The organism is Thioalkalivibrio sp. ALE9, from assembly GCF_000377445.1.
GTDB lineage: Bacteria > Pseudomonadota > Gammaproteobacteria > Ectothiorhodospirales > Ectothiorhodospiraceae > Thioalkalivibrio.
On the sequence record NZ_KB898128.1, the window covers coordinates 82,762 to 105,000 of the forward strand.

At 66.5% G+C, this 22,239-nt stretch carries 22 protein-coding genes and 2 rRNA genes (1 of these 24 only partly in view); 10 read left to right on the plus strand and 14 right to left on the minus strand.

The window, feature by feature from the left end; genetic code table 11:
• The 4 genes from trmD to ffh all read right to left on the minus strand — a co-directional run bounded on the left by trmD (window position 1) and on the right by ffh (window position 3,103).
• Window positions 1–768 (minus strand): tRNA (guanosine(37)-N1)-methyltransferase TrmD, encoded by a 768-nt coding sequence (trmD, locus tag D106_RS0110070; RefSeq protein ID WP_018879956.1) that lies wholly within the window; start codon window positions 766–768, stop codon window positions 1–3.
• 9 nt (window positions 769–777) lie between these two features.
• Window positions 778–1,287 (minus strand): ribosome maturation factor RimM, encoded by a 510-nt coding sequence (gene rimM / locus D106_RS0110075; RefSeq protein WP_018865795.1) that lies wholly within the window; start codon window positions 1,285–1,287, stop codon window positions 778–780.
• A 38-nt stretch (window positions 1,288–1,325) separates the two neighbouring features.
• Window positions 1,326–1,586 carry a 30S ribosomal protein S16 gene (rpsP, locus tag D106_RS0110080; protein WP_018865796.1) on the minus strand — a complete coding sequence of 87 codons (261 nt, stop codon included), beginning with the start codon at window positions 1,584–1,586 and terminating at the stop codon, window positions 1,326–1,328.
• Between the two features lie 128 nt (window positions 1,587–1,714).
• Window positions 1,715–3,103 (minus strand): signal recognition particle protein, encoded by a 1,389-nt coding sequence (ffh, locus tag D106_RS0110085; protein WP_018879957.1) that lies wholly within the window; start codon window positions 3,101–3,103, stop codon window positions 1,715–1,717.
• 163 nt (window positions 3,104–3,266) lie between these two features.
• Here ffh and D106_RS0110090 point away from each other — a divergent pair, with 163 nt between their 5' ends.
• The 3 genes from D106_RS0110090 (at window position 3,267) to radA (ending at window position 6,797) form a co-directional block, all read left to right on the plus strand.
• Window positions 3,267–4,067 (plus strand): inner membrane protein YpjD, encoded by an 801-nt coding sequence (locus D106_RS0110090; RefSeq protein ID WP_018876079.1) that lies wholly within the window; start codon window positions 3,267–3,269, stop codon window positions 4,065–4,067.
• Window positions 4,068–4,164: 97 nt separating this feature from the next.
• On the plus strand, window positions 4,165–5,451 hold the full coding sequence (locus D106_RS0110095; protein WP_018879958.1) for an HlyC/CorC family transporter: 1,287 nt from the start codon (window positions 4,165–4,167) through the stop codon (window positions 5,449–5,451).
• Window positions 5,451–6,797 carry a DNA repair protein RadA gene (radA, locus tag D106_RS0110100; RefSeq protein WP_018879959.1) on the plus strand — a complete coding sequence of 449 codons (1,347 nt, stop codon included), beginning with the start codon at window positions 5,451–5,453 and terminating at the stop codon, window positions 6,795–6,797. The genes D106_RS0110095 and radA overlap by 1 nt, the downstream gene beginning before the upstream one ends.
• Window positions 6,798–7,704: 907 nt before the next feature.
• On the opposite strand, the gene D106_RS0110105 is transcribed toward radA, so the two are convergent.
• The 4 genes from D106_RS0110105 to D106_RS0110120 all read right to left on the minus strand — a co-directional run bounded on the left by D106_RS0110105 (window position 7,705) and on the right by D106_RS0110120 (window position 10,657).
• Complete coding sequence (locus tag D106_RS0110105) at window positions 7,705–8,316, minus strand: DUF3501 family protein (protein WP_018876077.1); 612 nt, start codon at window positions 8,314–8,316, stop codon at window positions 7,705–7,707.
• A 47-nt stretch (window positions 8,317–8,363) separates the two neighbouring features.
• Window positions 8,364–8,669 carry an encapsulin-associated ferritin-like protein gene (locus tag D106_RS0110110; protein ID WP_018142071.1) on the minus strand — a complete coding sequence of 102 codons (306 nt, stop codon included), beginning with the start codon at window positions 8,667–8,669 and terminating at the stop codon, window positions 8,364–8,366.
• 62 nt (window positions 8,670–8,731) lie between these two features.
• Entirely contained in the window at window positions 8,732–10,084 is a 1,353-nt protein-coding gene (locus D106_RS0110115; protein ID WP_018876076.1) for a heterodisulfide reductase-related iron-sulfur binding cluster, read from the minus strand.
• Window positions 10,085–10,237: 153 nt separating this feature from the next.
• Window positions 10,238–10,657 (minus strand): rubrerythrin family protein, encoded by a 420-nt coding sequence (locus D106_RS0110120; RefSeq protein WP_017940769.1) that lies wholly within the window; start codon window positions 10,655–10,657, stop codon window positions 10,238–10,240.
• A gap of 235 nt (window positions 10,658–10,892) precedes the next feature.
• Here D106_RS0110120 and D106_RS0110125 point away from each other — a divergent pair, with 235 nt between their 5' ends.
• From D106_RS0110125 to queD, 4 genes are read left to right on the plus strand one after another with little or no spacing between them, the layout of a single operon-like run.
• Window positions 10,893–11,198 carry an exodeoxyribonuclease VII small subunit gene (locus D106_RS0110125; protein WP_017940770.1) on the plus strand — a complete coding sequence of 102 codons (306 nt, stop codon included), beginning with the start codon at window positions 10,893–10,895 and terminating at the stop codon, window positions 11,196–11,198.
• Window positions 11,199–11,208: 10 nt separating this feature from the next.
• Entirely contained in the window at window positions 11,209–12,102 is an 894-nt protein-coding gene (ispA, locus tag D106_RS0110130; protein WP_018879960.1) for a (2E,6E)-farnesyl diphosphate synthase, read from the plus strand.
• 14 nt (window positions 12,103–12,116) lie between these two features.
• A complete protein-coding gene (gene dxs / locus D106_RS0110135) occupies window positions 12,117–14,018 on the plus strand; it encodes a 1-deoxy-D-xylulose-5-phosphate synthase (protein WP_019584089.1) in 1,902 nt (633 codons plus the stop codon).
• 41 nt (window positions 14,019–14,059) lie between these two features.
• Window positions 14,060–14,443 carry a 6-carboxytetrahydropterin synthase QueD gene (queD, locus tag D106_RS0110140; protein ID WP_018865805.1) on the plus strand — a complete coding sequence of 128 codons (384 nt, stop codon included), beginning with the start codon at window positions 14,060–14,062 and terminating at the stop codon, window positions 14,441–14,443.
• A 322-nt stretch (window positions 14,444–14,765) separates the two neighbouring features.
• Here queD and D106_RS0110145 read toward each other — a convergent pair whose 3' ends face one another.
• Genes D106_RS0110145 through D106_RS0110155 form a run of 3 tightly spaced genes read right to left on the minus strand, consistent with a single transcriptional unit; the run spans window position 14,766 to window position 17,305 of the window.
• A complete protein-coding gene (locus tag D106_RS0110145; RefSeq protein ID WP_018876072.1) occupies window positions 14,766–16,184 on the minus strand; it encodes a PhoH family protein in 1,419 nt (472 codons plus the stop codon).
• 32 nt (window positions 16,185–16,216) lie between these two features.
• The gene (locus D106_RS0110150) at window positions 16,217–16,693 is read right to left on the minus strand and encodes a peroxiredoxin (protein ID WP_018876071.1); all 477 of its coding nucleotides are present in this window, start codon (window positions 16,691–16,693) and stop codon (window positions 16,217–16,219) included.
• Between the two features lie 57 nt (window positions 16,694–16,750).
• Window positions 16,751–17,305, minus strand: a complete 555-nt coding sequence (locus D106_RS0110155) for a glycine cleavage system protein R (protein WP_018865808.1) — start codon at window positions 17,303–17,305, stop codon at window positions 16,751–16,753.
• A 228-nt stretch (window positions 17,306–17,533) separates the two neighbouring features.
• Here D106_RS0110155 and dapA point away from each other — a divergent pair, with 228 nt between their 5' ends.
• The 3 genes from dapA to D106_RS0110170 are packed head-to-tail and all read left to right on the plus strand — an operon-like array spanning window position 17,534 to window position 20,379.
• Window positions 17,534–18,412, plus strand: coding sequence for a 4-hydroxy-tetrahydrodipicolinate synthase (gene dapA, locus D106_RS0110160; protein ID WP_026280644.1), 879 nt, complete (start codon window positions 17,534–17,536; stop codon window positions 18,410–18,412).
• Between the two features lie 8 nt (window positions 18,413–18,420).
• Window positions 18,421–19,587: an outer membrane protein assembly factor BamC gene (gene bamC, locus D106_RS0110165; RefSeq protein WP_018879962.1), complete on the plus strand. Its 1,167-nt coding sequence runs from the start codon at window positions 18,421–18,423 to the stop codon at window positions 19,585–19,587.
• Between the two features lie 21 nt (window positions 19,588–19,608).
• Window positions 19,609–20,379: an MBL fold metallo-hydrolase gene (locus tag D106_RS0110170; RefSeq protein ID WP_018879963.1), complete on the plus strand. Its 771-nt coding sequence runs from the start codon at window positions 19,609–19,611 to the stop codon at window positions 20,377–20,379.
• A gap of 187 nt (window positions 20,380–20,566) precedes the next feature.
• Here the strand turns inward: D106_RS0110170 and D106_RS14425 are convergent, their stop codons facing one another.
• The 3 genes from D106_RS14425 to D106_RS0110185 form a co-directional block, all read right to left on the minus strand.
• Window positions 20,567–20,773, minus strand: a complete 207-nt coding sequence (locus D106_RS14425; protein ID WP_017940780.1) for a hypothetical protein — start codon at window positions 20,771–20,773, stop codon at window positions 20,567–20,569.
• 136 nt (window positions 20,774–20,909) lie between these two features.
• Window positions 20,910–21,025, minus strand: a 5S ribosomal RNA gene (gene rrf, locus D106_RS0110180).
• Window positions 21,026–21,136: 111 nt separating this feature from the next.
• Window positions 21,137–22,239, minus strand: a 23S ribosomal RNA gene (locus D106_RS0110185) (it continues 1,776 nt past the right edge of the window).

The following is a 22,239-nucleotide window of genomic DNA, read 5'->3' on the forward strand; positions in this document are numbered from 1 at the left end:
TCAATCATCGCTTTCGGTGCGCGAGCCGCCTGTCCGGCCACTCACACGGTATTCGTCCAACAGGGCCGCATCCTCGGCCCCGAGTTCCAGCCGGGCCAGCAGGTCCGGCCGCCGGCTCCAGGTCCTGCCCAGCGCCTCACGGCGGCGCCAGCGGCGGATGGCGCCATGGTCGCCACCCAGCAGTACCGGCGGTACTGCCCGCCCGGCCACGGTCTCCGGCCGGGTGTAGTGCGGGCAATCCAGCAGCCCGGCACTGAAGGAATCCTGTTCGGCGGAGTCCGCATGCCCCAGGACCCCCGGGAGCAGACGGGCGCAGCCATCGACGACCGCCATGGCCGCGAGCTCCCCGCCCGAGAGCACGAAGTCGCCGAGCGACCATTCCTCATCGACCCGCGCCTCGATGAAGCGCTCGTCGATGCCCTCGTAGCGCCCGCAGACCAGGGCCACCCGGGGGCGCGCCGCCAGCTCGCGCAGCATCGCCTGCCGGATCGGCCGCCCCTGCGGGGTCAGCGCGATCACGTACGGCGCGGCCTCCGCGTCCGCCACCGCCGCATCCAGCGCGGCCGCCAGCGGCGCGTACTGCATCACCATGCCCGGCCCGCCGCCATAGGGACGGTCGTCCACGGCCTGGTGGAAGCCGGCGCCCCAGGCGCGCGGATTCCAGTATTTCAGTTCCAGTCGACCGCGCTCGACGGCCCGCCCGGTCACACCGGCTTCGCCAACCGCCGCGACCAGTTCCGGAAACAGCGTGATGACGTCGAAACGCACCGGCGCCGCTTAAAAATCCGGATCCCAGTCGACCCGCACACAGCGAGCCTCCAGGTCCACGTCCAGCACGTACTGCTCGCGCACCCAGGGGATCAGGCGCTCTCGGTCCCCCTGGACCACCAGCACGTCGTTGGCACCGGTCTCGATAAAACCTGAGATGGTGCCCAGTGCCGTGCCGTCGCGATTCTCGACTGCCATGCCCAGCAGGTCGGCCCAGTAGTAGGCGCCCTCTTCGGCCGGGGGCAGCCAGTCGCGTTCGATCGCCAACTCGGCGCCAATCAACCCGTAGGCGGCGTCGCGATCCGCCGCCTCGCGGAACTTCATCACGACGCCCGCGCCATGCGCGCGGCCGCCTTCGATCTCGACCAGGCGCCAGTCGTTCCCGTAGTGCATCCACAACTGCGGGAACTCGGTAATCGCGGCGCGCGGCTCGGTCTCGGAAAACACCCGAACCCAGCCCTTGACGCCATAGACCCCGGAGACACGCCCGACGCGGATGCGCTCACCCGCCTCGTTCATGACCGCAGCCAAGCGTCAGTACAGCGGACCGGACGACCTCAGGCCGCCGCGGACTGCTGCTTGCGGTAGCCCTTGACCAGGTGGTTCACGCGCTCGGACATGCCGGCGCCGTGACCCAGCCAGTAGTCCACGCGCTCGAGATCGATGCGCAGCGGCTCTTCCTGACCGCGGGCCACCGGATTGAAGAACCCGATCTGCTCCTTGTAGCCACTATCGCGACGAGCGCGGGAATCGGTAACCACGATCGAATAAAACGGGCGCTTCTTGGCGCCGCGGCGTAGCAGGCGAATCGTAACCATGTAGTGTTGAACCCCGTGAGTCCGTTTTCTCGAGAAAACGCGCGATTATAACGAATCCGGCCAGCAACACAAGGGAAGCGGCAGGGCTCCCCACGGCTGCAGGCGGTCGTTCGCGCGAACCTTGACCATCAGCGGAACGGCATCCCGCCGCCGGGGCCACCCATACCCCCCATGCCGCCCATCTTGCCCCCCAGGGCGCGCATCATCTTCGACGCGCCGCCCTTGGAGAACTTCTTCATCGCCTTGCTCATCTGGGTGTGCTGCTTGAGCAGGCGGTTCACGTCCTGGATCTGGGTGCCGGACCCGGCCGCGATGCGCCGCTTGCGCGAGCCCTTGATCACGTCCGGATGGCGGCGTTCGTGCTCGGTCATGGACGAGATCACCGCCATCATGCGACCGATCTCCTTGTCGCTGGCCTGGTTCTTGACGGCGTCCGGCAGCTTGCCGCCACCGGGGAGCTTCTCGAGCATGGAGCTCATGCCCCCCATCTTCTGCATCTGGCCGAGCTGATCGCGCAGGTCGTTCAGGTCGAAACCACGCCCCTTCTTCAGCTTGCGGGTCAGCTTCGCGGCCTGGTCCTGGTCGACCTGGCGGCTGGCCTCCTCGACCAGCGACAGGACATCGCCCTTGCCCAGGATGCGCGAGGCGATACGCTCGGGATGGAACGGCTCCAGCGCATCCGGGCGCTCGCCCATGCCGATGAACTTGATCGGCACCCCGGTGATCTGGCGCACCGACAGCGCCGCACCGCCGCGGGCGTCGCCGTCCGCCTTGGTCAGCACCACGCCGGTCAACGGCAGGGCCTCGCCAAAAGCGCGCGCGGTATTCGCGGCGTCCTGGCCGGTCATGGAATCGACCACAAACAGGGTCTCGATCGGGTCGATCGCCTGATGCAGCGCCCGGACCTCGGCCATCATGTCCTCGTCGACATGCAGCCGGCCGGCGGTGTCTACCAGCAGGACCTCGACCCCCTCGCGGCGGGCGCGGGCCACCGCGTCATCAGCGATCGCCTCGGGCTTCTGGCTGGTGTCGCTGGGATAGAACGTGACACCCACCTGCCCCGCCAGCGTCTCGAGCTGCTGGATCGCCGCCGGGCGGTAGACGTCGCAGCTCACGACCGCGACCTTTTTCTTCTCGCGCTCACGCAACAGGCGCGCGAGCTTGCCAATGCTGGTGGTCTTGCCCGCGCCCTGAAGACCGGCCACCAGCACCACCGCGGGCGGCTGATGGGCGAGGTTCAGGGAGGCATTCTCGCCCCCCATGGTCGCGATCAGTTCGTCATGGACGACCTTGATCAGGGCCTGGCCCGGCGTCAGGCTGCCGATGACCTCCTTGCCCAGCGCCTTTTCCTTGACGTCCTTGATGAACTCGCGCACCACGGGCAGGGCCACATCGGCCTCCAGCAGTGCCATGCGCACCTCGCGCAGGGCGTCCTGGATGTTGTCCTCGGTGAGCCGCGCCTGACCTTTCAGGCGCTTCATGGTCTCCTGCAGGCGGCTGGAAAGGCCGTCGAACATCGCGTGTCCTCTTCTGATCCGTGCGCGGGCGGCGGGCTTGGGCCGACCGCTGGACCGGACAGTATACCGGTCTCGCGGCCTTGCATGCAGGCCCGCCGCGGGGCGACCCGCAACCGCCGCCGGCATGTGCAATCCACCGGCATTGCAGCGATAATCCGGCGTCATGATCATTGCCACCGGACTCCTCGCCGTCGCGCTGTATCTCGTCACCGCGGGCTACCTGGCCATCACCGCCCGACGCCAGCCGCTGACGCCCGGCCAGCCACGAGCGGCCCTGGCCCTGTGGGGGCTGGCCCTGCTGGCCCATCTGGGCGCGCTGCTGCCGATGGTGCTGACCGAGACCGGGCTCAATCTGTGCCTCGGCAACGCCCTGTCGGCGTCGCTGTGGCTGGTGGCCGCGCTGCTGTGGCTGACGAGCTGGCGCCACCCGCTGGCCATCCTCGGCGTGGTGATCCTGCCGTTGACGGCGCTCGCCGCCATGACCGCGCTGCTGTGCGACGGTGATACCCGCTATGCCACCTCCGCGGGGATCGATCTGCACATCCTGTTTTCCGCGCTGGGCTGGGCCTTCCTCGCGCTGTCGACCGCCCAGGCCGCGGTGATGGCCGCCCAGCATCGCGCGCTGCACAACCACCATGCCTCGGGTTTCGTGCGCGCCCTGCCGCCCCTTTTCTCGATGGAGGTGTGGCTGTTCCGGATGATCTTCATCGGCTGGCTGTTCCTCGGGCTCAGCCTGCTGTCCGGCCTGGTGTTCGTGGACAACCTGTTTGCCCAGCATCTGGTGCACAAGACCACGCTGTCGATCCTGGCCTGGCTGATCTTCTCCACCCTGCTGCTGGGGCGCTGGCGCCTGGGCTGGCGCGGCACCCGCGCGCTGGCCTGGACCACCGGCGGGTTTGTCGTACTGGTGCTGGCCTATTTCGGCTCCAAGCTGGTGCTGGAGGTCATCCTCGGGCGGATCTGAATGCCCCCGAGGCGGCTTGACACCCCGGCGCCCCTTGCCTGAAATGACCCCGACGACGCCACCGCGTCCGCCCCAACCCTGACCGCAGGCCGCGCCCTTGCAAGAGATCCCGCTGTCCGTCCTGTTCGGCGCCCTGGTGGTGCTGTTCCTGCTGTCCGCGTTTTTCTCCGGCTCGGAGACGGCGCTGATGGCGCTGAACCGCTACCGGATGCGCCACCGCGCGCAGACCGGCCACCGCGGCGCGCAACTGGCCGCACGGCTGCTGGACAAACCGGACCGGCTGATCGGCCTGATCCTGCTGGGCAACAACTTCGTCAACATCCTGATCGCGCAGATCGCCACCTTCATCGGCTGGCGCCTGTTCGGGGATACCGGGGTCGCCATCGCCACGGGCGTGCTGACCCTGACCCTCCTGATCTTCGCCGAGACCGCCCCGAAGACCCTCGCGGCCCTGCACAGTGAGCGCATCGCCTACCCCGCCGCCTGGATCTACTCCGGCCTGATCAAGGTGATGTGGCCGGTGGTGTGGCTGATCAACCTGATGGCCAACGGGGTGCTGCGCCTGTTCGGCGTGCACATGAACGCCGGCCAGCGCGCCGCGCTGAATACCGATGAACTGCGCAGCGTGGTCTCGGAGGCCGGCGCACTGATCCCGGCCAATCACCAGCGCATGCTGCTGAACCTGCTGGACCTCGAGCGCACCACGGTCGAGGACATCATGATCCCGCGCAACGAGATCGTGGTGATCGACCTGAACGAGCCATGGAACGAAGTCGAAGACCAGCTGATCCACGGGAGCTTCACGCGCCTGCCCGTGGTGGAAGGCGAGCTGGACCGTATCGTCGGCTTCATCCACCGCCGTGACGTGCTGCCCCTGGTCGAGCGCGACGAATTCGGCCCCGACGACCTGCGCCAGGTGGTGACGCCCCCGTATTTCATCCCCGAGGGCACGGCACTCAACCGCCAGCTGATCAACTTCCAGCAACAGAAGAAACGGATTGGCCTGGTCGTGGACGAGTACGGCGATATCGAGGGGCTAATCACCCTGGAAGACCTGCTGGAGGAGATCGTCGGGGAGTTCACCACCGATTCGCCGGCGATGAGCGACGATGTGCTGCGCCAGGAAGACGGCTCCGCCATGGTCGACGGCGGCATCCACCTGCGCGAACTCAACCGCGCCCTCGGTCTGGACCTGCCGCAGGACGGCCCCAAGACCCTGAGCGGCCTGATCGTCGAACACCTGGAGAGCATCCCCGAGGCACCGGTGAGCGTGAAGATCAACGGCGTGGTGATGGATATCGCCCAGATCAAGAACAACACGATCCGCACCGTGCGCGTGGTCGCACCGGACCTGCCCGCCACGCCCGACAACAAGGAAGCCTGATGGCGAAGGCAAAGACCCAGTACGTCTGCCGGGATTGCGGCGCGGTCAGCCCGAAATGGGCCGGCCAGTGCGGCGACTGCGGCGCCTGGAACACCCTCGAGGAGGCCACCCCGGCGGCCAGCGCCGGCCCGCGCGGCGGCTACGCCGGCGAGGCCGCCGGCATCACCCGGCTGGGCGAGGTCGAGCTGGCCGAGGTCCCGCGCACCGGCACCGGGCTGTCGGAGCTGGACCGCGCGCTCGGTGGCGGGCTGGTCCACGGCTCGGTGGTGCTGCTGGGGGGCGACCCGGGGATCGGCAAGTCCACCCTGCTGCTGCAGACCCTGGCGATGATGCCGGTCGGCGACACGCTCTACGTGACCGGCGAGGAGTCGGCCCAGCAGATCGGCATGCGGGCCCGGCGCCTTGGTCTGGAGGTCGACGGGCTGCGCCTGCTCACCGAGACCCAGGTGGAGAACGTGATCGCCACCTGCGAGCGCGAACGCCCGCGAGTGCTGGTGATCGACTCCATCCAGACGCTCTACACCGCCGCGCTGCAATCCGCGCCGGGCTCGGTCGGCCAGGTGCGCGAGAGTGCCGCCGCCCTGGTGCGGCTGGCCAAGCAGCGCGGCATCACCGTGATTCTGGTGGGTCATGTGACCAAGGACGGCCAGCTCGCGGGGCCGCGCGTCCTCGAACATATGGTCGACACCGTGCTGTATTTCGAGGGCGACCCGGACGGGCGCTACCGCATGCTGCGCGCGGTAAAGAACCGTTTCGGCGCCGTCAACGAACTGGGTGTGTTCGCGATGCTGGAGAACGGCCTGAAGGCCGTCTCCAACCCTTCCGCAATCTTCCTCTCCCGCCACCAGGGCCCGGTGCCCGGCAGCGTCGTGATGGTCACTCGCGAGGGCACGCGGCCGCTGCTGGTCGAGGTTCAGGCCCTGGTCGCCGAGAGCCATGCCTCGCAACCGCGGCGCATCACCGTGGGGCTGGAGCAGAACCGCCTGACCATGCTGCTGGCCGTGCTTCACCGGCACGGGGGCGTCGCCCTGTTCGACCAGGATGTCTTCATCAATGTGGTCGGCGGCGTGCGCGTGACCGAGACGGCCGCCGACCTGCCGATGCTCGCGGCCGCCCTATCCAGCTTTCGCGACCGGCCACTGCCGCAGGAGATGCTGGCCTTTGGCGAGGTCGGGCTGGCCGGCGAGATCCGGCCGGTGCCGAATGGGGAGGAGCGCCTGCGCGAGGCGGCCAAGCATGGCTATACCCGGGCGATCGCGCCGGCGGCCAACGCGCCGCGCAAGCCCATCAAGGGCATGGAAGTCGTCGCAGTCTCGCGCCTCTCCGAAGTCCTCGACGCCCTTTAGCGGCCAGCCCCGCCCCTTCCCGGCTGGTCCGCCGGTCACGTTTACGGTGCCTTCGGCTCACCGCCTGCCTCGTGGTGGCTGGTCCTGGTTCGGCCTCGGGTGTTTACGTGCCTTCGGTCCGCCGCCTGCCCGGCGCTGACTCGCCAGCGCGCCCCGAGGCACTTTCTTGCTTGCCCAAGAAAGTACCCAAAGAAGGGCACCCGGATTTCGCCCGGGAACCTCGCTCCGGACGTGCTGGGCCGGCGGCGCTGAACTCGCTGCGCCTCCGCCTCCGCTCAGACATCCAGCGCCTTCTCCCGGCCCATCACGCCCTCCACGAGGGGCTCCATACGGGAGGCGAAGGTCAAGACAGAAGGATTTCCGACCCCACGACACAACAACGGCCTTGCCGTCCGACAGCCCCCGGCGCCCGCTAGCGGGCGCGGCACGCAACGGCCGAAGGCCGAGCGTGCCCAAGATGTCCGAAGACCTCGCCTTCATCCACTGGCAAGACCGTCGGGATGGCCGTTGTTTGGACCTGCCTCCCCGTTGTCGTCGCGCCGAGCGGAGAGGGTTTTCGCGGGATCAGAGGCGCTGGATGTCTGAGCGGAGCCGAAGGCGCAGCGAGTTCAGCGCCGCCCGCGAAAACCCTCGGAGCGAGGGAAACCCCGGCCCGCACAGCGGGCCGGGGTCGCGGCAGTCGGGCGTGTTTCTTGGTTACTTCTTTGCACGAGCAAAGAAGTCACTCGGGGCGCGCTGGCGAGTCAGCGCCGGGCAGTATGTGGACCGGAACCACCGTAAACACCAAGCGACGATCCAGGGCCAGCCACCACGAGGCAGGCGGCCAGACGAAGCCACAGTCCGGCATGCGCCGGAAACGAAAAAGGCGCCCGGAGGCGCCTTTCGTGAAGCGGCCATAGGGTCCGCGTCAGTTGACGGCGTCGAGGTCGGCCGCGAGCGACTCGCGCGTGCCCTCGGCGACGGCGTCCAGCCGATGACTGTAGTTCTCGTGCTCCACCCCCACGGCAATGGCCGCACCGGACTTGGCCGCGGAGACCATCTCCGGCGTCAGCTCGAAGCGGAGGAAGTGCACCGAGGAGGTCTTGTCATCGGTCTCGCGATCCAGGTCCTCGTTCGCGATCGGGTAGACCTTGTCGTGGCCTTCGACCTGCACGTAGGTCTTGCGCTCGATCCCGATCAGCTTGGACAGCTGCACCTTGCGCTCGTCCACGTCCGGATACTCGACCATCATGGTCGCCTTCCAGTTGGAACCGTCCGGGATCAGCGGATTGTAGGCGTCGAGCTCGTCCTGGATGCCCTCGGCGTCGAAGATCTTCTCGACCCGCAGCATCTCCTGGATCTGGTACTGCATGGTCTTGCGATCCTCGAAATGCAGGGTCACGGCCGGACCCACCTGCACCACGCGATCCCGCTTGTGCTGCATCACTTCGCTGCGGAACTGGGGGCGTACCTCGTGGTACTTCTCCAGCGAATACAGGTCTTCACGACTCAGCTTGTCCACACTTGCCTCCATCTGCATCTCGATACCTCCGTCTCGTCGGACTGGCCCGCCAGGACCGGCACCCCTCAGTGATCGTGGTGGTGCCCCGTCTTCGTGTAGTCCTTGTCGGACCAGAGGTTGTCTTTCAGTTCGTGGTCGAATACCGGGTTATGGCGCCGGATCCACTCCAGCACCATCGCCGCGTGTTCGATCTCCTCATCCCGGTTGTGCGCGAGGATCGCCTTGAGCTCCTCGTCCTTGCAGCCGTCGATGCGCTGCTGATACCAGTCCACCGCCTCGAGTTCCTCCATCAGCGAGACGATCGCACGGTGCATTTCGCGCGACTCGTCGCTCAGTTCCTCGACGGGTTCGTGGTAGCTGTCACTGGCCATGTCTTTTCTCCATTCCCGGGCGCGTCTTCCGCCCGTGTCGCGTCCTGTGGGTCGATCGGCGGCTACAGGCCGTAGGCCTGGCGCAGCAGGGTCAGCGGGTGCTCGGGCGCCTTGTCCTCGCCCTTGCCCTGCAACCCGTTTTCGATCATGTGGCCGGCCATCGGGCAGTCGCTCGAGTAATGATCCGACTCGGCCTTCTGCACGCGGCTGACCACCGGGCGGCAGATCTTGCTGGCCGTTTCATAGAATTCGCTCTTCACGCCATAGGTACCGTCGTGCCCGGAGCAGCGTTCGATGACGTCGATCTCGGTATCCGGCACCAGCTTCAGCAGGTCACGGGTCTTGAGCCCCATGTTCTGCACCCGCAGGTGGCAGGCGGCGTGGTAGGCAATCTTGCCGAGCTTCTCGGGGAAATCGGTGTTGAGCTTGCCGTCCTTGTGCCGCTCCATCAGGTACTCGAACGGGTCGAAGATGCGGTCGCGCACCGCGATCACATCGGCGTCGTCCGGGAACATCAGCGGCAGTTCCTGCTTGAACATCAGCACGCAGGACGGCACCGGGGCGACGATGTCGTAGCCCTGGTCGATCATGCGCTTCATCGCCGGGATGTTGGCGTCCTTGGAGGCCTCCACCGACTTCAGGTCGCCCAGCTCCAGCTTGGGCATGCCGCAGCACTGTTCCTTGTCGACCAGGGTGACTTCGATGCCGTTGTGCTCGAAGACCTTGACCAGGTCCTCGACCAGGTGCGGCTCGTTGTAGTTGCCGTAGCAGGTCGCATAGAGGGCGACCTTGCCCTGGGTGGCGCCGGCTGGCTCGGGGTTGCTGACTCCCTTCGCGGCCTTCGCGAGGCGCGAACGCCCCTTTTTCGAGTGGTATTCGGGGACCGGGGCGTCCGGGTGCACGCCCATGGTCTTGTCGAGCATCTTGCGCACGGCACCGTTCTTGTTCGCGGCGTTGACCGCGCCGGCGACCACCGGAATGCCCGCCAGCTTGCCGACGGTGTCGGTGCTGGACATCAGCTTGTGCGCGGTCTTCGCGCCCTCGTTCTGGAAACGAAAGGCCTTGGCCCGAAGCATCAGGTGCGGGAAGTCCACATTCCATTCGTGCGGGGGCACGTAGGGGCACTTGGTCAGGTAGCACAGATCACACAGATAGCAGTGATCGACGACCTGCCAGTAATCCTTCTTGTCGACCCCGTCGACCTCCAGGGTCTCGGATTCGTCGACCAGGTCGAACAGGGTGGGAAAGGAGTTGCACAGGCTTACGCAGCGACGGCAGCCGTGACAGATATCAAAGACCCGCTCGAGTTCGCTGAACAGCGATTCCTCGTTGTAGAACTCGGGGTTCTTCCAGTCCAGCGGATGACGGGTCGGGGCTTCGAGACTTCCTTCACGTTGGTGCGTCGGCGCAGACATGCATCCCTCCGGTGTCCGTATCAGTACGATGCTTCGGGGGAAACACGGAACAACATGCGGGCCCGGCCGTCAGGCACCGCCCACAGGCTGTTCCGTGTCTCCCGGAAAACGGGGCCGGTAACCGGCCCCGCATACTTCCCAGGCAGGAGACGATCAGTCGTCCAGCTGGTCCAGAGCCTTCTGGAAGCGGTTGGCGTGGGAACGCTCCGCCTTGGCCAGGGTTTCGAACCAGTCGGCGACTTCGTCGAAGCCTTCGTCGCGCGCGGTCTTGGCCATGCCCGGGTACATGTCGGTGTACTCGTGGGTCTCGCCAGCCACGGCGGTCTTCAGGTTCGCGGAGGTGGAACCGAATTCCAGGCCGGTGGCCGGGTCGCCGCAGCTCTCGAGGTATTCGAGGTGGCCGTGGGCGTGGCCGGTTTCGCCTTCCGCGGTGGAACGGAACACGGTGGCCACGTCGTTGTAGCCTTCGACGTCCGCCTTGGAAGCGAAGTACAGGTAACGGCGATTGGCCATCGATTCGCCGGCAAAGGCCTCTTTCAGGGCTTCTTCGGTCTTGCTGCCTTTCAGATCCATGGTGCTCTCCTTCTCTCTATGGGTTCTACACAACCACAGGAATGCCTGTGCAGACGGCGGTTTAGACTGGGTCTAAACTGTACGAAAACTCTAGTCCGCGCCCGGTTCAGTGTCAACCGGAAGCCCTCCGCATCATGGGGGCGTCTGTCCCATAATCAAGGGCGGACCGGCGGTACGTCTTTCCTCGCCGCAGCGGATCGGATACTTTCTCACCTTTTCGACCCGGTGATCCATCATGACCGACCCTTCCAGCGCCGACAGCCCGGCGGAATTCGAAGCCAGCCTGGAAGCCCTGGAGGCCCTGGTTGCCCGGATGGAGTCCGGGGAGCTGGGCCTGGAGCAGTCGCTGGGCGAATTCCAGCGCGGCATGGAACTCGTCAACCGCTGTCAGCGCGCCCTCGACGATGCTCAGCGCCGCATCGAGGCCCTGGCACAAGAAACACCGGCGGACGCCTCTGCCCAGAATGACCACGGCGGGAACACGAACGTTCCCCGGACAGCGGAGCCGAACGACAGCACGGATCCCGATGTCCCGTTCTAGCGAAACGCCGTTGACCGCCATCGATGCCGAACAGGCCCTGTCCCACTACCAGCAGCGCATCGAGGCCGTTCTCGACCGCCACCTGGCCGTAGACGGCGCGCCGGACACGCGCCTGATCGAGGCCATGCGCTACGCCACACTGTCTGGGGGCAAACGCCTGCGCCCGGTACTGGTGTACGCGGCCGGACGGACCACCGCCGCCCCGGACGCGGCCCTGGACGCAATGGCCGCGGCCGTGGAGATGATCCACGTCTACTCCCTGATCCACGACGACCTGCCGGCGATGGACGATGACGACCTGCGCCGCGGCCGCCCCACCTGCCACAAGGCCTTCGACGAGGCCACGGCCATTCTGGCCGGGGACGCCCTGCAGGCGCTGGCCTTCGACGTGCTGACCGGCGGCGTGGCGGAACTGCCCGGGGCGACGGGGCTGCACGCCGTGCGCGAACTGGCGGGGGCGGCCGGCCTGCACGGCATGGCCGGCGGTCAGGCGATCGACCTCGGCGCCTGCGGCCAGCCCATCGACCTGCCGGAGCTGGAGCGCATGCACCGGCTCAAGACGGGTGCCCTGATCCGCGCCTCGGTCCGGCTGGGCGCCCTGGCGGGCACACCGGACCCCGAGGCGCTGGGGCGACTGACGCGCTATGCCGAATGCATCGGCCTGGCGTTCCAGATCCGCGACGACGTACTCGACGTCGAGGGCGACCCCGAGGTCCTGGGCAAGGCCTGCGGCGCGGACGCCCGGCTGCACAAGCCCACCTTCCCCTCGCTGCAGGGCCTGGAGGCCTCGCGCGAACGCGCAGTGGCCCTGGTCGACGAGGCCCTCGCGGAGCTGCAACCCTTCGGCCAGGAGGCGGACTTGCTTCGCTTCCTCGCGCGCTACATCGTCGACCGCATGAACTGAACCGGCCCGCACCGATGACCCCAACCCCCTTGCTGGATGCAATCCAATGGCCCGCCGACCTGCGGGAGCGCCCGGCCTCGGAACTCGCCGGGGTCGCCGGCGAGCTGCGCCAGTTCCTGATCGAGAGCGTCTCGCGCACCGGTGGGCACCTGGCCGCCAACCTGGGGACCGTGGAGCTCGCGATCGCGTTGCACTACGCCTTCGACACCCCCGACGACCGCATCGTCTGGGACGTGGGGCATCAGGCCTACGCCCACAAGATCCTGACCGGGCGCCGGGAAGGGATGGCCGGTCTGCGCCAGTATGGCGGCCTGGCCGGCTTCCCCAAGCGCTCGGAGAGCGAATACGACGCCTTCGGGGCCGGCCACTCCAGCACCTCCATCAGTGCCGCGGCCGGCATGGCCCTGGCCGCGAAGCACGCCGGGCTGGACCGCCGCCACGTGGCGGTGATCGGCGACGGCGCGATGACCGCCGGGATGGCCTTCGAGGCGCTCAACCACATCGGCGACCTCGACTGCAATCTGCTGGTCATCCTGAACGACAACGACATGTCGATCTCGCCCAACGTCGGCGCGCTCAATCAGTACTTCACGCGGTTGCTGTCGGGCCCGCTGTACAGCTCGGTACGCGAGGGTTCCAAGCGCATGCTGGAATTCGTCCCGCCGATGAAGGCCTTCGCCCAGCGCGCCGAGGAACACATGAAGGGCATGTTCGTGCCCGGCACCCTGTTCGAGGAGCTGGGTTTTCGCTACTTCGGCCCGGTGGACGGACACGACGTCAACGGTCTGGTCTCGATCCTGAAGAACCTGCGCACCACCCAGGGCCCGCAACTGCTGCATGTGGTCACCCGCAAGGGCCAGGGCTACGCACCGGCCGAGGAAGACCCCTGCCGCTACCACGGCGTGTCCAAGTTCGAGCCGGCCAATGGCCTGGCCCCCGCGGCCCCGAAGGCTCCCACCTACACCGACATCTTCAGCCAGTGGCTGTGCGATCAGGCGGCGGCCGACGAGCGCCTGCTGGGTATTACGCCGGCGATGCGCGAGGGCTCCGGCCTGGTCGCCTTCTCGGAGCAGTTTCCGCAACGCTATTTCGATGTCGGAATCGCCGAACAGCACGCGGTGACCCTGGCCGCCGGCATGGCCTGCGAGGGCCAGAAGCCCGTGGTCGCGATCTATTCGACGTTCCTGCAGCGGGCCATGGACCAGGTGATCCATGATGTCGCCCTGCAGAATCTCCCGGTGCTGTTCGCGGTGGACCGTGCCGGGATCGTGGGCGCCGACGGCCCGACCCATGCCGGCACCTTCGACACCGCACTGCTGCGCACGGTCCCCAACATGCTGCTGATGGCTCCCGCGAACGAACGGGAGTGCCGCCAGATGCTGTCCACCGGCTACGCCCACGAGGGTCCGGCGGCGGTGCGCTACCCGCGCGGCGGCGGGCCCGGCGAGCTGCCGGACGGTGGCCCCGAAGACCTGGAGACCCTGCCGGTCGGCCGAGCCGAGGTCGTGCGCGAAGGCCGGAGCCTGGCGATCCTCAACTTCGGCACCCTGCTGGACACCGCCCTGGCCGCCGGCGAGGCGCTGGACGCCACCGTGGTGAACATGCGTTTCATCAAGCCGCTGGATACCGACGTGCTCGCGCGACTGGCCGCCAGCCACGACGGCTTCGTGACCCTCGAGGACCACGCCCGTGCCGGAGGCGCCGGCAGCGCGGTGCTGGAATGGCTTTCCGCCGAGGGCCTGACCCTGCCCTGCCAGGTCCTGGGCATCCCGGACGTCTTCACCGAACACGGCTCGCGCGAGCAGATCCTGGCCGACTGCGGTCTCGACACCGCCGGCGTGCTGGCCGCGATTCGCCACGCATCCGGGCAGGAGAATTGCGCGGAAGACGGCGGCCGGCTAGGCTTCGCGGGCTGACACAACCCCGGCCGGCGACGGCCGCTCGCCCGGAAAAGATCATGAGTGCCCGCTACACCCTCCGCGTCCTGACCGACTTTGCCTCCGCGCATACCCTGCGCGATTACCCGGGGCAGTGCGCGAACATGCACGGGCACAACTGGAAGGTGGAGGCCGAGGTCCAGGCCGAGACCCTGGACGACGCCGGCATGGCGGTGGACTTCAAGGTGGTCAAGACCGCAGCGCGCGAGATCGCCGGGCAGCTGGATCATCGCTATCTGAACGATGTCCCGCCGTTCGACACGGTCAACCCGACCGCCGAGAACATCGCGCAGTGGTTCTTCCGCCAGATGGCGGAACGCCTGAACCGCCCGGGCCTGCGCATGCATGCCCTGACCCTGTGGGAGACCGACCGCGCCTGCGTACGCTACAGCGAGGACGGCTGAGCCGACCCATCGGCGCCAGCACAGGCACCGTCATTGCGAGGAGCCGAAGGCGACGCGGCAACCTCCGTCCGAAACCAGCAGATCCCGTCACCGCGCCAGCCACCAGAGAGTGCCGCAGCGCCTGTCACGGCCTCGCAACGACACGGACTCGTATCGTCATCGCGGGGAGCGAAGCGACGTGGCGAACTCCGTCCGGAACCATCTGCTTCCATAGCTGGCTCACCACCAGCCTCCGGAGGTTGCCGCGGCCCCTGCGGGGCCTCGCAATGACGGTGCCCGTTTCCCGCTCCGTTGCCGCCCCCGGGCGTGCCTTACCCACCGTCTACAGATGATTCGAGGCGTAGTCCGCCAGCCGCGAGCGCTCGCCGCGGGTCAGTGTGATATGCCCGCTGTGGGTCCAGTTGCGGAAGCGGTCCACCACGTAGGTCAGGCCGGACGAGGTCTCGGTCAGGTACGGGGTGTCGATCTGCGCGATGTTGCCCAGCGCCACCACCTTGGTCCCCGGTCCGGCGCGGGTGATCAGGGTCTTCATCTGCTTCGAGGTCAGGTTCTGCGCCTCGTCCAGGATGATGTAGCGATTGAGGAAGGTGCGTCCGCGCATGAAATTCAGCGAGCGGATCTTGATGCGGCTGGTCAGCACGTCGTTGGTCGCCGCACGGCCCCATTCCCCGGCGCCCTCGGACTTGGACAACACCTCCAGGTTGTCCATCAGCGCCCCCATCCAGGGTGTCATCTTCTCTTCCTCGGTCCCGGGCAGGAATCCGATGTCCTCGCCCACCGGGACCGTGACCCGGGTCATGATGATCTCCTTGTAGGTGTTGTCCTCCAGCGTCTGCGCGAGGCCGGCGGCCAGGGTCAGCAGGGTCTTGCCGGTACCGGCGGCGCCCAGCAGGGAGACGAAATCCACCTCGGGATCCATCAGCAGGTTGAGTGCGTAGTTCTGTTCGCGATTGCGGGCATTGATGCCCCAGACGCTGTGACGCGGGGTCATGTAGTCGTCAACCAGCTCGATCACCGCGGACTCGTTCGGCTGGTCGATCTCCAGCACGATCGCGGATAGCGGGTTCTCCCCCTCGCGGTAGACGAACTGGTTGGGCTGCCACTCGCTGACCAGCGGCCCGGTCACGCGATAGTAGGTACGCCCGGATTCCTGCCAGGAGTCCATCCTGGTGCCGTGCGTCTCCCAGAAATCCGCCGGCAGCTCGGTCATGCCCGAGAACAGCAGGCTGACATCGTCCAGCACCTGGTCGTTGTAATAGTCCTCCGCGTGCAGGCCGATCACCGCGGCCTTGATGCGCAGGTTGATGTCCTTGGATACCAGCGTGACCGGGGTATCGGGGTATTCCGACTTCAGCGCCTGGGCGGTGGCGAGGATGTCGTTGTCGGCCGAGGACCCCGGCAGGGAGGCCGGCAGGCTGGCGTTGAGATTGCGGGTCTGGAAGAACAGGCGGCCGCTGGGTGCGAACGTCGATTCGCTGAGGGAGTCGGCCTGCAGGGGCAGCCCGGCGGCGATCTGTTCGTGCTGCGCGCCGGTGGTGAGTTCGTCGATGAAGCGCGAGACCTGGCGCACGTTGCGCGCGACCTCGGAAACCCCCTTCTTGCCGCGATCCAGCTCCTCGAGCACGACCATGGGCAGGAAGATGTCGTGTTCCTTGAACCGGAACAGCGCCGTGGGGTCGTGCATCAGGACATTGGTGTCCAGGACAAACAGGCGTTTCGGATCCTGGTCGGTCGCGTTCATGGCACCTCCGGAACGGGGGTAGGGTAAGGGGGTCAGCTCCCCGCGAGTTCGCGCACCGCCGCGAGGACCTCGTCCACGTGGCCCGGCACTTTCACCTTGCGCCACTCCTTGCGCAGCACGCCGTCGGCATCGATCAGGAAGGTGGAGCGCTCGATGCCGCGCACCTGCTTGCCATACATGTTTTTCATCTTGATGACATCGAAGGCATTGCACAGCGTCTCGTCGCCATCGCTCAACAAGTCGAACGGCAGTTCCTGCTTGGTGCGGAAGTTCTCGTGGCTCTTCACGCTGTCGCGCGACACGCCCAGGATTACGGCGCCGGCCTCCTGGAAGGCATCCAGGCTGGCGGCAAAGTCGCGGCTCTCGTTGGTGCAGCCCGGCGTGTTGTCCTTGGGGTAGAAGTAGAGGACCACGATCCGGCCCTGGAAGTCGGCCGGGCCCAGGGTCTGGTCGCCGGTCGCCGGGACGCGCAGGTCAGCGGGGACGGGTTGGTTGATTGCGATGCTCATCAGGCGTTGCTCCTTGATTCGTGGGTCTCGAAGCGGAAGGCCGCGTGCCCGGCGGCTTCAGGCCTTGATCGGGTCCAGCACGCCATCCACGTTCAGTTCGTCACAGAAATCCATGAATTCGCCGCGCAGACTGGCGAGGTGCTGCCCGGCGGGGATATCCACCACCATGTTGGCCGCAAACATGCGCGCCCCGGTCTGCTGGGCAATGTAGACACGGGTCTGAACGTCGCGCAGATTGACCCCGCGGCTGGTGAAGAAATCGGCGAGGGCATTCAGCAGGCCCGGCGCATCCAGGGCTACCGCATCCACGGCATACGGCATGGCGGCCTCGGCGCGCTCCTCCAGTGGCCCGCGGCGGGCCACCACCACCAGCCCCATCTCGGCTTCGAGCCGTTCCAGACGCGATTCCAGCGTGCCAAGGGTCTTCCAGTTGCCGCTGGCACTCAGCGCCATGCAGCAGTACCCGCCCACGACCGTGATTCGGCTCGATTCGAGATTGCAACCGGTATCCACGATCACGCGGGTCACGCTGGAGACCAGACCCGGCTGGTCGGGCCCGATCAGGTTAAGGATCAGGTGGGTATGGGCACCCGTGCCGACCACTTCAGCCATGCGGCACCCGCCGGCGGCGTGCGGGAACGGGGGCGCGCCATTCCCGGGAGGGACTCGGCATGAAAGCGGCAACAGGCATGATGGCTCGCAACATACCACCTTGCCCGGGCGGCGCCAACGGCGTCGCGCCGCGCAAAACCGGGCATCGGTGGCATGCCGGCCGCGGGAATCTTGAATGCCGTGTCACCCGCCCGTTAGACTGCACCATTCCCGATGTTGGAGGAGTCGATGTTTCAAGGCAGCATGGTCGCACTGGCGACCCCGATGCACGCGGACGGCAGCCTCGACTGGCCGGCGCTGGATCGGCTCCTGGAATTCCACATCGAGGCCGGCACCGATGCCATTGTCGCGGTCGGCACCACCGGCGAATCCGCGACCCTCGATTTCGACGAACACTGCGAGGCGATTGCCCACACGGTGAAGACCGTGGCCGGGCGCCTCCCGGTGATCGCGGGCACCGGCGCGAATTCCACGCGCGAAGCCATCGCGCTGACCCGTTGCGCGAAAGAAGGTGGCGCGGACGCCTGCCTGCTGGTGTCCCCGTACTACAACAAGCCGACTCAGGAAGGCCTCTACCTGCATCACAAGGCCATCGCCGAGGCCGTCGACATCCCGCAGATCCTGTACAACGTCCCCGGCCGGACCGCGGTGGATCTGCTGCCCGAAACCGTGGAGCGCCTGGCCGAAATCCCGAACATCATCGGGATCAAGGAGGCCACGGCGAGTAACGAGCGGACCGCCGAACTGGTCGCGCGGGTCGGCAACCGCATGGACCTGTACAGCGGCGATGACGGCAACGGACTCGCCTTCCTGCTGGCGGGTGGCCACGGGATCATCTCGGTCACCGCGAATGTCGCCCCCCGTCTGATGGCGGCCATGTGCCGCGCCGTCCGCGAGGGCCGACCGGACGAGGCGCGCGCGATCAACCGCCAGCTGGACGGCCTGCATTCCGCGCTGTTCCTCGAGGCCAACCCGATTCCGGTCAAGTGGGCACTGCATCGCATGGGACTCATGGAGGACGGTATCCGTCTCCCCCTGACTCCGCTGTCCGAACCCTTCCATGCGCCGGTCCTGGACGCCATGCGCCAGGCCGGCATAGAGGTCTGAACCCCGACATGAAACACTCCGCCCCGCTCCGCCGCCGCGCGACGCGCACCGCCCTTGCCCTGGCCACGAGCCTCGCCATCGCCGGGTGTTCCACCTCGGGCGACCGCCAGACCGGTCCCCAGTACGAAATGAGCCGGCAGATGGACAATCTCGAAGTCCCGCCGGACCTCATCGCCCCCGACAGCGAGCGCGCCTACCGCATCCCGGATGCGCCGGGCGAGCGCGTCAGCGCCCGCGAGATGCAGCAGGACTCCCAGGCCCGTCAGCAGCAGCGCCAGCCGGCCGACACCACCGCACCGGTGCAGACCGATGCCCGCGTCCTCCCCGAGTCCGCCGAGGTCCAGCTGATGCGCGAAGGCAGCGTCCGCTGGCTCAGCGTCGAGGTGCCCCCGGAGGAACTGTGGGATCGCCTTGCCGCCTTCTGGGACAGCCAGAATCTGCGCCTGGAACGCAACGAACCCCAGGTCGGCATCATGGAGACGGAATGGGCCGAGGACCGTGCCGGCATCCCGCTCCGGGGCAGTCAGAACATCTTCGCGCGGGCCCTTGGGAACGTATACGACGCCAACACCCGGGACAAGTACCGGCTTCGCGTCGAACGCGACAACGGGCACTCCGCGATCTACATATCCCACCGGGGCGCGTCCGAGGAGCCCGAGGGCGAAACCTGGCGCTGGGCCATGCGGCCCTCTGACCCGGAACTGGAAGCCGAGATGCTCAATCGCCTTCGCGTCTTCCTTGCCACCGGCGAAATGCCGGAAGGCAGCGCCCGGGTCGCCGAGACCATCGGGGACCGCCCGACCGAACTGCACCAGACGGAACACGAAGGCCAGCCCGTGCTGGTCATCGGCAGCGCCTTCGACCGGATGTGGGCGCAAATGGGGACGCTCCTGGATCGCGCCGGGCTGCTGGTGGACGAGCAGGATCGTGACACCGGGACCTTCGAGGTGACCTATCGCCCCGACGTGGTCGGCGAAGGCGAAAGCGGCGGGTTCTTCAGTCGCATCTTCGGTCGCGGCGGAGACCGTCGCGAGAACGAACGCTACCAGGTCCGCCTGACCGACGTGGGCGACGGCGACCTCCGCATCGAGGCCCGTGATATCGACGGGGACCCCCTCCGGCGTCGCGATGCGGAATTCGTGCTGCAGCGCATCGAACAGCAGATTCTCCGTTAATCGCTCCGCGGTGCCGACGCGATGATCCGCTTCTGTTCCCTCGGCAGCGGCAGCGCGGGAAATGCCCTGGTCGTGGAGATCGGGGCGACCCGTCTCCTTGTCGACTGCGGCTTCTCGGTCCAGGAACTCGAACGTCGCCTGGCTCGGGTCGATCTTGCACCCCGCGACCTGACCGCCGTCCTGATCACCCACGAGCATGCGGATCACATCGGCGCCGCGGGCCCGCTGTCCCGGCGGTACGACCTCACCGTATTCACCAGCCCGGGCACCCGCCTGGCGGCCCGCGACGATGGCTTCGCACACGTCCAGGAGATCCAGGCCGACGCCCCGCTGGACATCGACGACGCCTGGGTGTGCCCCTTCACCGTGCCCCACGACTCGCGCGAGCCCACTCAGTTCGCCTTCTCCGACGGAGACCACCGACTGGTGCTGATGACCGATGCCGGGCATATCTCGCCCCATATGGTCGCGATGGCGAGTGGCGCGGATGCCCTCTTGCTGGAGTGCAACCACGACCCAGCCATGCTCGCCGCCGGGCGTTATCCCGCGTCCCTGAAGCGGCGCATTGGCGGGGGCTACGGGCACCTACCCAATCATGCCGCCAGCGAGCTGCTGCGCAACATCGACCAGTCCCGCCTCCGGCACGTCATCGGGATGCACCTCTCCACCGACAACAACGATGAGGCGCTTGCCCGAGCGGCCCTCGCAGACGGGCTCGGCTGCACCCCCTCCGACGTCGACGTCGCAACCCAGGACCAGGGCTTCGGCTGGCGCACCACCGCACCCGCCTGACACGCGACCTGGCCTGACGCACCTGGGCTGGACTGGCCGAACCTCCCTCCCGCGGCATCACGCCCGCAGTCGCCTGACCGCGGCGCATCGACTGAGGACACAGCGCACTCTTACCCGGCGCCAGGCCAAATCGACTACACCGCCCGTATCCGCCGCGCTCTGTCGGCAACCTCTGAACAGACCGTTTTTAGCGCCGCGATTCTCGCAGGAAATAGAGCCCGCCAATAACGAACGCCACCCCGATAATCGTTGCCAGCGGTCCGCCGAATCCCGCGCCTTCCCTTGGCGCAATCGGCGTAAACGCCAGCTGGCCGCCAAAAATTGCGTAGAGCCCGATCCCGAGCAGTACAAGCCCTACAATCACCAGCCCACCATCGGTCCTTTTTCCTCGCACAATACCTCCCCGCTTGCTGTGGCCAAGTGCCGCACCCGCCACAACGAGCATCGCGTTACCTTGTATCCAGCCTGCCTCGAAAGCGCCCATAAAAAAAGCCCGACCCCCATGACTGGGAATCGGGCTTCGGATTAATGCCTGGCGGTGACCTACTCTCACATGGGGAGGCCCCACACTACCATCGGCGCAGAGCAGTTTCACTTCCGAGTTCGGGATGGGATCGGGTGGTTCCTACTCGCTATTGCCGCCAGACAAACTGGCCAGATGACACGGCTTATGCCGAGTCGTCTGAATTCGGAATGCAATCTAGGCGTGTGTACTTGGTGATGTGTCAGACGAGACCACCAACACTTTGGGTGTTATATGGTCAAGCCGCACGGGCAATTAGTACTGGTTAGCTACACGCGTTACCGCGCTTCAACACCCAGCCTATCAACGTTGTAGTCTTCAACGGCCCTACAGGGACCTCAAGGGTCCAGGGAGATCTCATCTTCAGGTGGGTTTCCCGCTTAGATGCTTTCAGCGGTTATCCCTTCCGCACTTAGCTACCCGGCAGTGCCACTGGCGTGACAACCGGAACACCAGAGGTGCGTCCATCCCGGTCCTCTCGTACTAAGGACAGATCCTGTCAAATCTCCGACGCCCACGGCAGATAGGGACCGAACTGTCTCACGACGTTCTAAACCCAGCTCGCGTACCACTTTAAATGGCGAACAGCCATACCCTTGGGACCTGCTTCAGCCCCAGGATGTGATGAGCCGACATCGAGGTGCCAAACACTGCCGTCGATATGGACTCTTGGGCAGTATCAGCCTGTTATCCCCGGAGTACCTTTTATCCGTTGAGCGATGGCCCTTCCATACAGAACCACCGGATCACTAAGACCTGCTTTCGCACCTGCTCGACGTGTCTGTCTCGCAGTTAAGCACCCTTATGCCTTTGCACTCGTCGCGCGATTTCCGACCGCGCTGAGGGTACCTTCGCACTCCTCCGTTACTCTTTGGGAGGAGACCGCCCCAGTCAAACTACCCACCACACACGGTCCCCGACCTGGATTACAGGCCTGGGTTAGAACTCCAAACTTGCCAGGGTGGTATTTCAAGGGTGGCTCCACCGAGACTGGCGTCCCGGCTTCAAAGCCTCCCACCTATCCTACACAAACAAGCTCAAAGTTCAGTGTGAAGCTGTAGTAAAGGTTCACGGGGTCTTTCCGTCTAGCCGCGGGTACACAGCATCTTCACTGCGATTTCAATTTCACTGAGTCTCGGGTGGAGACAGCGCCGCCATCGTTACGCCATTCGTGCAGGTCGGAACTTACCCGACAAGGAATTTCGCTACCTTAGGACCGTTATAGTTACGGCCGCCGTTTACCGGGGCTTCGATCAAGGGCTTCGCCGAAGCTAACCCCATCAATTAACCTTCCGGCACCGGGCAGGCGTCACACCCTATACGTCCTCTTTCGAGTT